Source organism: Clostridium amazonense (assembly GCF_056431285.1).
The window spans coordinates 845,631-860,724 of record NZ_JBWKMH010000033.1 but is presented as its reverse complement, the minus strand read 5'-3'; the positions used below and the strand labels follow the sequence as shown (position 1 = coordinate 860,724).

Sequence of the window (15,094 nt, the reverse complement as noted above, 5' to 3'; positions counted from 1 at the left end):
ATAGTGCATGGCTGAATTATCAAAAGAGAAGTTTAAAATTATTGGTTGTGATGAGAGTAAGTCTAATGAAATTTTGAGACCGAGTATAACTTATTGGCAAGATGCATGGAGAAGATTAAAACAAAATAAAGTTGCAATATTTTCACTTTGTATATTAATTTTTATGGTTATAATGGTTGCCATAGGACCAGCATTAGGAAAGGCTATATCTGGTGTGAGTTTTGAAATTACAAATAATGATTTAATAAATCAAGGCCCAAGTTCTAAATATTGGTTTGGAACTGATCAATTGGGTAGAGATACATTTGGAAGAGTTTGGAAAGGTGGAAGAATATCTATATTTATAGGTATTGTTGGAGCAATAATTGATACAGTTATTGGTGCTATCTATGGAGGTGTATCTGGATTTAAGGGTGGTCTTGTAGATGATATAATGATGAGAATAGTAGAAATATTAGCTAGTATTCCATATTTAATAATAGTAATTCTTATTTCTTTCTATTTTAAAAGTGATAAAAGTAATAGTTCATTAATGCCATTGATAGTTGCTATGACAATTACAGGTTGGACTGGTATGGCTAGACTTGTAAGAGGACAATTACTACAAATAAAAGAACAAGAATATGTGCTTGCAGCTAAAGCTCTTGGTGCTAGTTCATCAAGAATAATAGCAAGACATTTAATACCAAATACTATAGGCGTTATGATTGTTGCTATAACTTTTGATGTTCCAGGTCTTATTTTCTCAGAAGCATTCTTAAGTTATATTGGATTAGGTGTACAATCACCAAACACAAGTTGGGGAGCTTTATCATCAGCAGCACAACAAAACTTGATATTCTATCCAGAGCAGCTATTATTCCCAGCACTTGCGATTTCGCTTACGGTTTTATCATTCCAACTTCTTGGAGATGGACTTAGAGATGCTCTAGATCCGAAACTACGTCAGTAATAAGGGGGGGACAGTAATGGAAAAAAGAGGAAAAACAGAAAGAATATTAGATATCAAAGACTTAAGAGTTTCGTTCCATACTTATGCTGGCGAAGTTCAATCAGTAAGAGGGACAACTTTTCATTTAAATAAAGGAGAAACTTTAGCTGTTGTTGGTGAGTCAGGATGTGGAAAGACAGTAACATCAAAAGCTATAATGAGATTATTACCAGAACCTATGCCAGCAGAAATAAAAGAAGGTTCACAAATAATGTTTGATGGAAAAAATGTATTGGATATGAATGAAAAGGAACTTAGAGAACTAAGAGGTTCAGATATTTCAATGATATTCCAAGATCCTATGACATCTTTAAATCCAACTATGATAGTTGGTAAGCAAATAGCTGAAAGTTTAATTATTCATAGAGGCATGAATAAAAGTGAAGCTATGGCAGAAGCAGTTAAAATGTTGGAGCTTGTTAATATTCCTAATGCAGATAAAAGAGCACGTCAATATCCACATGAATTTTCAGGTGGTATGAGACAAAGAGCTATGATAGCTATTGCACTTGCTTGTAATCCTAAGATATTAATAGCTGATGAACCTACAACTGCACTAGATGTTACAATTCAAGCACAAATTATGGAATTGATTGGTGAATTACAAGAAAAATTAGGCACTGCTGTTATATTGGTAACACATGATTTGGGAGTTGTTGCAGACGTTGCAGATAGAATTCAAGTTATGTATGCAGGACAAATAATTGAAAGAGGAACAGTAGATGAAATATTCTACAATCCACAACATCCATATACTTGGGCGCTTTTACAATCAGTTCCAAGACTGGGAACTAAAAACAAAGATGTGCTTTATTCATTGCATGGTACACCTCCCGATTTAATAAAACCACCAGTAGGTTGTCCATTTGCAGCTAGATGTGAATATTGTATGGAAATATGTAAAGAAGCAATGCCAGAAGTTACAGTGTTGAGTGATACACAAGAAGTATCTTGTTGGCTTAAACATCCTATGGCTCCAAAAGTTGAGGTACCTGAAATATTGAAGAGAGGTGAAATGTAATGGCAGAACAAAAAATTGTAAAACCTAAGGCACAAGAAAAAGAAGTGTTGATAAAGGTTAAAAATTTAAAAAAATATTTTGTTGTTGGAAAAAATGCTGTACTAAAAGCTGTCGATGATGTTTCATTTGATATATATAAAGGGGAAACTTTAGGACTTGTTGGAGAATCAGGCTGTGGGAAAACAACTTGTGGAAGAACTGTAATGGGACTTTATGGAGCTACTGATGGAGAAATATTATTTGATGGTCATGATATAAGTAAATTTAATAAAAAAGAGAAAAAAGATTTTACTAGAAGAGCTCAAATAATATTCCAAGATCCATATGCTTCATTAAATCCAAGAATGACTGTTGGAGATATAATTGGTGAAGGTATTGATGTTCATGGATTGTATAGTGGTCAAGAGAGAACAAATAAAATATTTGAATTATTAAAATTAGTTGGACTTAATAAAGAACATGCGTCAAGATTTCCACATGAGTTCTCAGGTGGACAAAGACAAAGAATTGGTATAGCTAGAGCACTTGCTATAGAGCCAGATTTTATAGTTTGTGATGAACCTATTTCAGCTCTAGATGTATCAATACAAGCTCAAGTAGTTAATTTACTTATAAAATTGCAAAATGAGTTAGGATTAACATATTTATTTATAGCTCATGATTTGTCAATGGTTAAGCATATATCTGATAGAGTAGGAGTTATGTATCTTGGATCTATGGTAGAACTTGCATCTAGTCATGATTTGTATGATAAACCATTACATCCATATACTCAGGCATTACTTTCTGCAATTCCTATTCCAGATCCAGAAGCAGTAAGAAGTAAGAATAGGATTCAATTAGAAGGTGAAGTTCCAAGTCCTATAAATCCTAAACCAGGATGTAGATTTGCTGGAAGATGTAGATATGCTAAACCAATATGTAGTGAAAAGACTCCGAAATTTAAAGAAGTTGAGCCATTGCATTTTGTTGCATGCCATTTAGTTTAGAATGATAAAAAACACACTGAAATTATTAATAATTTCAGTGTGTTTTTTTATTTGTATTTTTGTTTATTAGAGAATAGAAATTTTAGAAGTTGTCTTTCTATATTAAAAAAATGAGCTATTAGAGGTTTGTTCTGTATCTAAATATTATTAGAATAATAAAGTGAGTATAAACAATTTATGTTTGTGCAAAATTGTAATGAAAAGATATTAATAAAAAATGAATTAAAGAAAGTTATTTTTTATTAAAAATTAAATTAAAATTAAAAAATACTTCAAAACGCGACAAAAACATTTAAAAAAAGACAGAAAATTTAAAAATATAAAATATTTTTTATGAAACTATTTCAATATTCATAAAAAGTTAACTTGAAGAAGAATAGAAATCAGTTTAATCTATATACATAAAATAGAATAATAAAAATATAAAAAATAGATAAAAGAAATGTTGAATATTGTTTAAATTAAAAGAAAATAGTCTAATCAAGTTACAATATTCTACAAATTTGAATTTAAAATTAATAGATTTTAAGGGGGATTATTATGAAAAGTAAAAAAATATTATCATCATTAATTGTTTTATCTTTAGTAACGTCTATTGGATTAGTAGGATGTGGTGAAAAAAATAATAGTAATGATGGAAATTCAGAATCTGCATCGTCAGATAAGAGTATGGATAAAGATCAACATTTAAATACTATATTAGATCAAGAGCCTAAGACAATAGATCAATCTAAATCTACAGATTCGTATTCTTCACAAATATTAACTAATATAAGTGAAGGGTTAACTAGATTGGAAGCTGATGAACAAGGTAATACATCTATTGAAGCAGCAGGTGCTGAAAGTTGGGAGACATCAGAAGATGGATTAACATGGACTTTTAAAATTAGAGATATGAAATGGTCTAATGGAGATAAGGTTACAGCAGGAGATTATGAATATGGAATAAAAAGGACAATAAATGCTGAAACAGGATCACAATATGCGTTTCTATTATTTCCAATAAAAAATGCAGAAGCAGCAAATAGTAAGAAAGTTTCTTTAGATGAAGTTGGAGTTAAGGCTGTAGATGAAAATACTTTAAAAATTACATTAGAAAAACCATGTCCATACTTTCTAAAACTAACTTATTTTAAAGTTATGCATCCTCAAAATCAAAAATTCGTAGAAGAATGTGGAGAAAGATATGGAAGTGAAGCAGATAAAATGATTTATTGTGGACCATATAAGCTAGCAGAATGGTCTCATAATAATAAGTTAGAATTAGAGAAAAATGAAGATTATTGGGATAAGGAAAATGTAAAACTTGATAAGGTTACAATGAGAATAATAAAAGAAGAATCATCAAGAATGAATGAACTTTATAATGGAGCTTTAGATATGGCTGGGGTTAGTAAACAAGAATGGATTAAAAAGCTGGATGAAACAGGAGAATATAAAGTTATTAAGGGATATGATGGCTCTGCAACATACACATATTTTAATCAAAATGATAAGTATTTTAAAAACCAAAAAATAAGACAAGCATTTATGCTTGCAGAAGATAGGCAAGGCAGTGTGGACACGTTATTTAGAGGATTAGCTGAACCGGCAATGGCATGGTGTCCACCGCAAGTTGCAGTAGGAGATAGTGAGTTTAGGAAGATTGTAGGAGATGATTTAATATCTAGTATTAAAGAAAAAAATCCAGATCCGAAGGCATTACTAATAGAAGGATTAAAAGAAGAAGGATTAGATCCAGACCCATCAAAACATAATATAAAATATCTTCAATCTGGAACAGATGCAAGATCAAAAGAATTTGCAGAGTTTTCTCAACAAAATTATAAAAATGTTTTAGGTGTAAATATACAACCAGAGTATTGTGAGTGGGCAATATTCCAATCTAGAACTGATCAAATGGATTATCAAATAGCATCTCAAGCGTGGACAGGAGATTATAATGATCCAAATACATTCTTTGATATGTTCTTATCAAATGCAGGAATTGTTCCAAGTGGTTGGAAAAGCGAAAAATATGATAATTTGATAGAAGAAGCTAATAATATAACAGATAATCCAGAAGAAAGAGCTAAAAAGTTCTTAGAAGCTGAAAAGATTTTATTAGATGAAACAGTAATATCACCAGGTGTATGGAGATTTAAAAACACATATGTAAGAAATTATGTTAAAAATTACACACCAAAGATATTTGGAACAGTTGATTTTAAAGGAATGTACATTTCAGGAAGAAATAAATAACTAATAAAATATTGAAATTATTAATAACATAAAAGGCTACAAAATAATTATTTTGTAGCCTTTTATATTATTAATAATTAAGTCGTTGGAATTATAATAAATGAAATTATAATTTATAAAAAAGTGGTATTTGAATTTCAGAGACGTTGACTATATTTATTAATTTAAAGTTGAAGAGTGTATAAAAATATTAATAACATGTAAATTAAAACAAACAATAAAATATTAAAAATATAAAAAAAGTATAAAAAATATAAAATAAAATTAATATATAAACCTTAAATTAAGAAAAAGTTAAAAAAGTAAAGTAATAAATAAAATTATTACATTACATATTATGGAATATATTAATAAAGAATTAATTATACAATTAAAGTTAACAATGGAAAACATTGATAAAATTATTCAAAAGATGTATTTTATATACAAGGAGATTTTAAAAATCAAGAATATTACAAAAACAAATAAGGGGTTGATTTATTTGAAAAGCAGAAAATTAATGGCTGCGCTATTAACTATTACAATGGCTACATCAATACTAGCAGTTGGATGTGGAAACAAAAAAGACAACAATAAAAATGAAAATAGTAAGAAAGAAGAAAAGAAAGAAGATAAAGAAAAATCAGATGAAAAAAATAAAGATAGTGCAAAAGAAGATAAAATGGATAAAGAACAATACTTAAATGTTGTTGAAGTAGAGCCTAAAACTTTAGATCAATCAAAATCTACAGATTTATATTCATCTGATGTATTAACTAACGTTAATGAAGCATTGACAAGAGTTAAATCTGAAAAATATGGAGAAGAAAAAAATGAACCAGGTGCGGCAGAAAGTTGGAAGGTTTCAGAAGATGGACTTACTTGGACATTTAAGTTAAGAGATATGAAGTGGCAGGATGGAGAAAAAGTAAAAGCTCAAGATTTTGAATATGGCATAAAAAGGACTTTAGATGCCAAAACTGCATCAAGCTATGCATTTTTATTGTATCCTATAAAAAATGGAGAAGCATATTTTGAGCAAAAGGCAAAGGCTGAAGATGTAGGGGTTAAGGCACTTGATGATAATACATTAGAGATTAAGCTAGAAAAAAAATGTCCATATTTCTTAAAATTAACTTCATTTAAAGTTTTTCAACCACAAAGAAAAGATTTTATTGAAAAATTAGGAGATAAATATGGAACAGATGCAGATAAAATGATTTGTTGTGGTCCATTTCTTTTAAAAGAATGGTCACATGATAATAAAATTATATTAGAAAAGAATCCTGATTATTGGAATGCTGAAAATGTAAAATTAGAAAAAGTAAATATGAAAATAATAAAAGATGAAAATTCAAGAATGACAGAGCTTTATAATGGCAATCTAGATATGAGTGGAGTTGATAAACCAGAATGGATTGATAAATTAGATAAAACAGGCGATTATGAGTTGCTTAAGGGACCATCAGGATCAGTAGCTTATACTATGTTTAATCAAGATAATAAATACTTTAAAAATGCAAAAATAAGAAAGGCATTTTCAATTGCAGTAGATAGAGAAGGAGTATGTAAGATTTTGCATCATGGAATTAATGAACCAGCTACTGCATGGTGTCCTCCTAAAGTTTCTATAGCGGATGGAAAAGAGTTTAGAGAATTAGCAGGCGAAGGAGCTATGGAAAAATTAACAAAAGAAAATTCAGACCCAAAAAAATTACTACAAGAAGGATTGAAAGAAATTAATGAAGATCCAGACCCATCTAAACATACATTTAAATTATTAACTCCTGGAACATCAGCTAGATTTAAAGAGATTGGAGAATATTACCAACAAAATTATAAAAATGTATTAGGTGTAAATATAAATGTTGAATATTGTGAATGGGCAACATTCCAAACAAGAACTAAGGAAAGAGATTACGAGCTTGCATCTTTATTATGGGGTGGAGATTATGATGATGTAAATACATTTTTTGATTTATTTATGACTGGCAATGATATAATTCATACAGGATGGCCTGGAAATAAAGAATATGATAAATTAATATTAGAAGCAAATAATATTACAGATAATCCAGAAGAAAGAACTAAGAAAATTGCAGAAGCTGAAAAAATATTAGTTTATGATGAAGCAGTAGTATCACCAGAGTATTGGACAAATAGAAACACATATATTCGTAAATATGTTAAAAATTATATGCCTAAGGTATTTGGATCAGCAGATTTCTCAACTGCATATACATCAGGACGTGAGTAGTTTATATAAATTTTAATAAGAAATAAAATTATAAACTATAATTAGTAAATTAATAAAAATATAAAAGACTATTGATAAAATAAAGATATCAATAGTCTTTTGGTATATTGAATGGCATTAGTTCAACTAGTGGTTCTAAAAAGCTTATATCTATGATTAGAAAAAAAGAAAAATTATTTTCTAGAATTATAGAAAAAGGAATTTTAAGGTGAAAAAATTGCATAAAGACGTTGTCGTATTTTAAGTTGCAATAATATTATTACAACAAGAAAACGGTTAGTATATTAACGGTTAGTATATTTAAGATGAATTAAGAAAACTAGGGTTAAATTAATAAAGATATAATAAGCTAATATAATGTAAAATGAATGGTTTTGTTAAAAAGAAAGGTCATTACAATAATATTAATAAATTCTTTAAAGTGTTTAAATTACATTTTATATTAAAAGAATAGGAGGGGGAAATATTAAAATTTAATATGATTATATAGAGATTTTAATAGCATTTACATTTCAGAAAGAGAAAATAATAAATATTAAATGTAAATTTATAAATTAAAAATTTAGATTAGAATTATACAAATATAAATAAGGTTATTATAAAGTGAATTTAAAAAGTAATTTTGTAATGATTTTATTTTTTTTATAAAATTATTTTTGTTTGTGTTAACAAATTACTAACTTTATATCAAAGAGTTTTGTCTAATTTTTAAGGGATACAAATCTTATGATTAACAATTTTATTTTCAAAATTCAAATTTCTAATAACAACATGTCAAGGTATTAAAGTTATAAATTTATTGTACCTAAATTTATATATGTAATTAAAAGATATAGTATCTGTTACTGAAGATATTACTTTGAACTTGAATTTGTAACATTATAAAACAAATATTAGGAATATTTTAAAGGGATGATTAATAAATATAGTATTATAGAAATAAAAATGTATTTAATCATAGTGATGATTCTAAAGTAATTTATAGATATAGAAATTCATTTAGAAACATTGAAATTATATTAAAAAAATATGAAAATAATAGTAAAAATTAACATAAAGTACATTTATATATAAAAATTTCATGGAATATTATGATATATACTTAAAATAGCTATACAAAACATAAAAAAATATATAACTTAAATATTAAGAAAGTGTAAAAAGTACAATTAAAATTAACATGGTAAATTATTGATTTTAAACAATGAAAGGGTTATTCTTATATCCAAGGATAAATTGGAATAAACTTAAAAAAATTACATTTATTATTTAAGGGGGTTGATTTATTTTGAAAAGCAGAAAATTAATGGCTTCATTGTTAGCAGTGACAATGATGACTTCAAGTATTTTAGTTGGATGTGGAGGAACAGACAATAAAAAAGACAATAATAAAAAGGATGCTAGTGCACAAGAAGATAAAGATAAAGATAAAGATGGGGATAATAAAGAAGCTAAGCTTGATAAAGAGCAGTATATTAATACTTTGTTAGGTGCAGAGCCTAAAACAGTGGATCCATCTAAGGCTTCAGATACAATATCATCTGAAATTTTTACAAATACAATGGAAACATTGACAAGGCTTGAAGAAGATGAAACTGGAAAACTAGTTGTATCAGAAGGAGTTGCAAAAGAGTGGAAACAATCTGAAGATGGATTAAAGTGGACATTTACTTTAAGAGATTCCAATTGGAGTGATGGTAAACCAGTTACAGTAGATGATTTTATATATAGCTTTACTAGAACGTTAGATCCTAAAACTGCTTCACAATACGCACAAATATTATACTACATTAAAAATGGACAAGAATTTAATAAAGGTAAAGCAAAAGCAGAAGATTTAGGGCTAAAGAAAATCGATGATCACACTCTAGAAATTGAACTAGCTGCGCCATGTTCATATTTCTTAGATTTGACATATTTTAAAACTTTAGTACCACAAAGAAAAGATATAGTTGAAAAATATGGAGATAAATATGGTACTGATAAGGATAACCTTATATACAATGGACCATTTATTATAAGTGATTGGAAACATGATAATGAATTAGTTCTTGAGAAAAATCCAGAATATTGGGACAAAGATGCTGTAAAATTAGATAAAGTAACTATGAAAATAATACAAGAAGAAAGTTCTAGAATGAATGAAGCTTTAAATGGAAATCTTGATACTCTTGGAGTAACCAAACCTGAATGGGTTGAAAAGTTTGAGGCTACTGGTGAGTATAACGTAAAAAATGATTTTGATGGTGGAAATTGGTATATGGCATTTAATCAACAAAATAAATATTTTAAAAATGCTAAAATAAGAAAAGCAATATCACTAGCATTAGATAGAGAAGGATATGTTAAAACTGTAGATAGAGGCATACCAGAGGTAGCTACAGCATGCTGTCCACCTAGAGTTAATATTGGTGAAGATGAATATAGAGAGGTTGTAAAAAAGGATTATATTGAAGAATTAAAGAAAGAAAATGAAGGAAAAGCTCCAAAAGATTTATTGGTAGAAGGATTAAAAGAAATAAAAGAAGATCCAGATCCATCTAAAGTTACCATAAAATTATTGGCACAAGATGGTGGTGGAGCAAGATCAAAAGAAAGTGCAGAATATATGCAAGCTAATTTAATGAAAGAATTAGGAATAGATGTAAAAGTTGATTTGCAAAAATTTGCTATATTCCAAAAATTGATGGATAATTTGGACTATGATATGGTTTTTGCTGGATGGCATGGCGACTATAATGATCCTAATACATTTTTCGAGATATTTAAATCCGATTCTACTATGCAAAGAACAGCTTGGAAAAATGAAGAATATGATAAGTTATTGGATAAAGCTGCTAGCACAATAGACCAAAAAGAAAGATTAAAAATATTTGAACAAGCTGAAGAAATATTATTAGTTAAAGATGCAGTAATTTCGCCTATGACATTTGGTAGAACTAACACTTATGTAAGAAAATATGTTAATAAATATTCAAAACCAACTTGGTCACAAAGAGATTTCAAACACACTTATACTTCAGGTAGGGAAAAATAAAAAATTATTAAAAAAGATTATGATGAACATTATGTTTGTCATAATCTTTTTATTTAAAAAAATAAGGAAAAATAAATTACAAAATAGGTGATAACGTTGAATATTAACATAGAATTAATATATAATTAATATAAGTAGTAAATTTAAAAAAGTAGAAATACATATTATTTTATGATTCAAGTTGAGTTTAACACTAAGTTTTATAAAATACATACAAATAATTAGCATTTAAAGATATTTAACAAAAAGTTTAAATGCTGATTATTATAGGGTTCCAGGTTGATATTTATAATTATCAATTTTAAAATTTGGATACTCGTAAGCTTGAAACATTTGAAAAATAGTTTCAAGATTGAATAGGGCTAGTTTAAATTAGAAAAATTGAAAGCCTTATATATTATTCAAGGAGAAGTTTTAATGATTATGAAGATGAAAAAAATGTTAAAAATTATAATTAGTTTAGTCATGGCATCTATGGTACTTAGTGCTTGTTCAACAAAACAACCTAAAAATATTAAAGAAAATCAAGGTGATGAAAAAGAAAAACATAAAAGCAATATCAATGTAATGATAGAAGCAGAACCTAGAACGTTAGATCAAGCAAAAACTATAGATACGTACTCATCAGATGTATTAACCAATGTGATGGAAGGGCTTACAAGAATTGAAGTTGATGAAAATGGAAATGATGAGATAAAAGCAGCTGGAGCAGAATCTTGGAATGTTTCAGAAGGTGGTAAGGTTTGGACTTTTAAGTTAAGAGATATGATGTGGAGTGATGGAAAAAAAGTAATACCTGAAGATTATATATATGGTATAACAAGAATGTTATCACCTGAAATATCATCAGATTATGCCTTTTTATTATTTCCTATAAAAAATGCAGAACAATTTAATTCTGGACAAGCAAGAGCCGAAGATTTAGGGATAAAAAAAATAAGTGAAAATGAATTACAATTTACTTTAGAGCAACCAACAGCTTATTTTTTAAAATTAACATATTTTAGAAGTATGAATCCTCAGAGAAAAGATATAGTAGAGAAAGAAGGGGATATGTATGGTAGTAATGCAAATAATATGGTATATACAGGACCTTTTGTAATATCTAAGTGGGTTAGAAATTCTACTATTGAACTTGTGAAAAATGAAAACTATTGGGATAAAGAATCAGTTAAAATTGATAAGATAACAATGAAACATTTTGAAAATGAGAATGATAAACTTAATGCATTTTTAGATGGAAGTATAGATATAGGTGAAATTTATAATAATACATCTAGAAATAGCCTAGATGAAAATGAAGAGTTTATAAAAAAGGAAAGATATGAAGGTTCTACTAGTTATACTCTATTTAATCAACATGATAAATACTTTAAGAATGAAAATATAAGGAAAGCATTTATAATTGCATCAGGAAGAGAACAAATGCCTAAAGAAATGTCTAATAATTTGGGTAAACCTGCTACAGGTTGGTGTCCTCCTGGTGTGAAAGTTATATTAAATGATTATAGAGATAAAGTTAATTATTTTCCTGTTGAAAATTTAAAAAATAGTTATGGAGATCCTAAAGAATTGTTAGAAATAGGATTAAAACAACTCGGGTTAGATGAGACAACATCTAATCATACATTCAAATATTTGCAAGCAGAAGGTAGTGAAAGAACTAAGCAATATGCGGAACATGAAAAAAATATTATTGAAAAAACTTTAGGAGTAAATATAGAAGTTGAATATGTTGATTGGAGTATTTTTCAACAAAGGACGAGAGAAATGAAATATCAAATGGCTTGTCAAAGTTGGACTGGGGATTATGATGATCCAAGTACATTTTTTGATATTTGGGTATCTACATCAGGTATAGTTCCAACGGGGTGGTCTAATGCAAAGTATGATGAATTAATAAAAAATGCTAATAGAAGTATTAATGAAGATGAAAGAACAGAACTATTTAAACAAGCAGAAAAAATATTAATAGAAGAAGATGGTGTAATAAGTCCATTGATATGGAGTAAGAAAAGCACTTATATACGTAAAAATATAAAAGGGTTTATGAAACCTATGTGGGGAAACATGGATTTTAAATATGTTTACAAAGAATAATAAAAGAGACTTGGAGTTTATCCAAGTCTTTTTTAGGACGATTTAGCTTCTTTTAATAATTTACCTATGTCATCTTTAGTAAATTCATATTTAGTATTACAAAAATGACAGTGAATTTCTTCAGTTTTTCCATCATCATAAATTTCTTGTAAATCTTTTTCTCCAATGCTTAGAAGTACTTTTTCTACTCTTTCTCTAGAACAATCGCATTTAAAATTTACTTCTGTATTTTCTTCGTAAATCTTTAAATCCATGTCATCGAAAAGTGCATTTAAAATATCTTCAATAGATTTACCTTCGTTTATCATAGTTGTAATAGGTGGTATTTCTTGTAATCTATAAGTAAGTATATCAGCTAAAAACTCAGAAGCATCAGGCATCATTTGTATTATAAAACCACCAGCAGCTTTTATACTTAAATCTTTATCTACTAACACACCTACAGCTACGGCAGAAGGTGTTTGTTCAGAAACAGTAAAATAGTAAGCTAAATCATCTCCAATTTCTCCAGTACATATAGGAGTTTGACCAACATAAGGGTCTTTTAGTCCCATATCTCTTATGATTTTTAAATAGCCATTTTTACCGATTGCTCCACCTACGTCTAATTTACCCTTAGCATTTAATGGAAGGTCTACATTAGGATTGCCTATATAACCCTTTATATTTCCATCGGAATGAGTTGTTACAGTAATGCCTTTAGCATCTCCACCACCATCAATTTGTAATGTTAAGCTATCGTTTTCTGATTTTAGCATAGCTCCCATTAAACTACCAGCAGTTAACATTCTACCAAGAGCAGCTGAAGCTGTTGGTGAACAGTTATGAATTTTAGAGGCTTTTTCTACCATTTCAGTAGTAATTGCAGCTATTATTCTAATATCACCATTATTAGCTGTTGCTCTAACTAATTTGTCCATTTTGAATCCTCCTATTATAAATAAAAAAATATAAAAGTAAATAGGTTTATTTTCTTACTATATAAGTTATTCTTTCGCTTTCTTTTGTATATGGAGTGTTGTTGTAGCAATCTACAATGTTATATATAGTAAAACCTATTTCTTTTAGAATAGATATGATTGTATCTTCGGTATATGCTTTTTCTGTATGCTCTTCATCAAAGCGATTGTATACTTGTCCGTTTTTTACGAAAAAAGTAAGATACATATTTACGATATCGTTGTCTAAATAATTTTCCCATATGTAGGTAACATCTTCACTATCATAGTTAAATGTATTATTTCCTAATATATTAGCAAGTTTATTGTATGAATTCATATCAAAAATGAATACGCCATCATCTTTTAAAAGTTTATACACACCAATAAAATAATTTTTTAAATCATCTTCATCAATTATATAGTTGGTTGAATCTAGCGCACAAGTTATTAAATTAAACTGATTTTTTATATTAAGACTACATATGTTTTGGCAAAATACCTTTGAACGAATATTTTTTTGCCTTAATTTTTCTTCTGCAATAGAAAGCATTTCTTGAGATAAATCTACGGCATAAGTATTTAAAAAGTATGGTGCAAGTTCTATTGTTAAATTTCCTGTTCCACAGGCCAAATCTAAGTAGTTCTTTCTATCGATGTTTAGATTGTCGCAGATGTTTAATATTTTTAAAGCCCAGTCTTTATAATTAACATCATCATATATTAGTTCATCATAAATACTAGCGAAGTTCTCATAACAACTCAAAAAAATCCCCCTTCCTTAGTAATATTATCAAATTTATATAAAGCGAATAATACTATTAATAATATCATTAAATATTTTAATAAAAAATAAATATTAGTCAATATTTAAGAGTTTATTATATTATATTAAAGCTTTTAAATTTATTTGTCCAAGATTTTATATGTTTACAGTGTATTCAAATGGTATTTTTAAAGTATATCATCGTTTTTTGGAAGTTTCATAAGCTTTTTCTTTTTAGTCATAAGTCCACCTATTCTACCAGTTTCTTCAGTTGTGAGGCTACTCCAGCCATATTTATTAACTTTATCTATTAATCCTATTTCTTCAGCAATTTCATACTTCATTTGTTCACGTAGTTTTTCGTAAGGTGTTAATTCTCTATTGCTTTTAAGTTTTGCTTTAATAACTTTTTTTAATGGTGTTTTTCCCAAGTGTACCCCTCCTATTCATATTAAATATTTTGTGCTTTAAATGTTTTTTTATTCATAGTGAAGGTTTTTTATATTGATTTTTTTATATATTTCATAGTAGGGGAGTAAGTCTAAAAGTATATCATTGGAAGTGGTTTTGAAATTTAATGTAGAAATCTAAATTTACACTCTAAGTTATTCATGTTTCAGTTGAGAATTTTAATTTAGATTTTTTTAATGAAAAAAGGATAATTGATATTGAATAGTGAATGTAAAAAACAAAGTATTTAAGAGCAAAAAAGTTTAAAATAAAGCATAGTAAGAATAATTTGAAATAGGGATAAAAAATCATGTTGACAATTAAA

General features: G+C 27.8%; 10 protein-coding genes. 7 read left to right on the top strand and 3 right to left on the bottom strand.

The window, feature by feature from the left end:
* The first annotated feature begins 7 nt into the window (after positions 1-7).
* From AC07E4_RS18815 to AC07E4_RS18785, 7 genes are all read left to right on the top strand, one after another.
* Positions 8-952: an ABC transporter permease gene (locus tag AC07E4_RS18815; protein WP_040330163.1), complete on the top strand. Its 945-nt coding sequence runs from the start codon at positions 8-10 to the stop codon at positions 950-952.
* A gap of 16 nt (positions 953-968) precedes the next feature.
* A complete protein-coding gene (locus AC07E4_RS18810; protein ID WP_040330164.1) occupies positions 969-2,012 on the top strand; it encodes an ABC transporter ATP-binding protein in 1,044 nt (347 codons plus the stop codon).
* Entirely contained in the window at positions 2,012-3,001 is a 990-nt protein-coding gene (locus AC07E4_RS18805) for an ABC transporter ATP-binding protein (RefSeq protein WP_051540472.1), read from the top strand. The genes AC07E4_RS18810 and AC07E4_RS18805 overlap by 1 nt, the downstream gene beginning before the upstream one ends.
* 540 nt (positions 3,002-3,541) lie before the next feature.
* Complete coding sequence (locus AC07E4_RS18800; protein ID WP_430829905.1) at positions 3,542-5,242, top strand: peptide ABC transporter substrate-binding protein; 1,701 nt, start codon at positions 3,542-3,544, stop codon at positions 5,240-5,242.
* Positions 5,243-5,723: 481 nt separating this feature from the next.
* Positions 5,724-7,478, top strand: coding sequence for a peptide ABC transporter substrate-binding protein (locus AC07E4_RS18795; RefSeq protein WP_478217178.1), 1,755 nt, complete (start codon positions 5,724-5,726; stop codon positions 7,476-7,478).
* A 1,288-nt stretch (positions 7,479-8,766) separates the two neighbouring features.
* On the top strand, positions 8,767-10,515 hold the full coding sequence (locus AC07E4_RS18790) for a peptide ABC transporter substrate-binding protein (RefSeq protein WP_478217177.1): 1,749 nt from the start codon (positions 8,767-8,769) through the stop codon (positions 10,513-10,515).
* 417 nt (positions 10,516-10,932) lie between these two features.
* Positions 10,933-12,615 carry a peptide ABC transporter substrate-binding protein gene (locus AC07E4_RS18785; protein WP_430829908.1) on the top strand — a complete coding sequence of 561 codons (1,683 nt, stop codon included), beginning with the start codon at positions 10,933-10,935 and terminating at the stop codon, positions 12,613-12,615.
* Between the two features lie 32 nt (positions 12,616-12,647).
* Here the strand turns inward: AC07E4_RS18785 and hslO are convergent, their stop codons facing one another.
* The 3 genes from hslO to AC07E4_RS18770 all read right to left on the bottom strand — a co-directional run bounded on the left by hslO (position 12,648) and on the right by AC07E4_RS18770 (position 14,750).
* Complete coding sequence (gene hslO, locus AC07E4_RS18780; RefSeq protein WP_478217176.1) at positions 12,648-13,535, bottom strand: Hsp33 family molecular chaperone HslO; 888 nt, start codon at positions 13,533-13,535, stop codon at positions 12,648-12,650.
* Between the two features lie 46 nt (positions 13,536-13,581).
* Positions 13,582-14,319 (bottom strand): class I SAM-dependent DNA methyltransferase, encoded by a 738-nt coding sequence (locus AC07E4_RS18775; protein WP_430829910.1) that lies wholly within the window; start codon positions 14,317-14,319, stop codon positions 13,582-13,584.
* A gap of 188 nt (positions 14,320-14,507) precedes the next feature.
* Positions 14,508-14,750 (bottom strand): alpha/beta-type small acid-soluble spore protein, encoded by a 243-nt coding sequence (locus AC07E4_RS18770; protein ID WP_040330171.1) that lies wholly within the window; start codon positions 14,748-14,750, stop codon positions 14,508-14,510.
* Positions 14,751-15,094: the final 344 nt, after the last annotated feature.

Excerpts from the sequence above, each read along its gene's own strand:
- AC07E4_RS18815 (WP_040330163.1), top strand. The coding sequence starts at position 8 with ATGGCTGAATTATCAAAAGAGAAGTTTAAAATTATTGGTTGTGATGAG.
- AC07E4_RS18810 (WP_040330164.1), top strand. The coding sequence starts at position 969 with ATGGAAAAAAGAGGAAAAACAGAAAGAATATTAGATATCAAAGACTTA.
- AC07E4_RS18805 (WP_051540472.1), top strand. The coding sequence starts at position 2,012 with ATGGCAGAACAAAAAATTGTAAAACCTAAGGCACAAGAAAAAGAAGTG.
- AC07E4_RS18800 (WP_430829905.1), top strand. The coding sequence starts at position 3,542 with ATGAAAAGTAAAAAAATATTATCATCATTAATTGTTTTATCTTTAGTA.
- AC07E4_RS18785 (WP_430829908.1), top strand. The coding sequence starts at position 10,933 with ATGATTATGAAGATGAAAAAAATGTTAAAAATTATAATTAGTTTAGTC.
- hslO (WP_478217176.1), bottom strand. The coding sequence starts at position 13,535 with ATGGACAAATTAGTTAGAGCAACAGCTAATAATGGTGATATTAGAATA.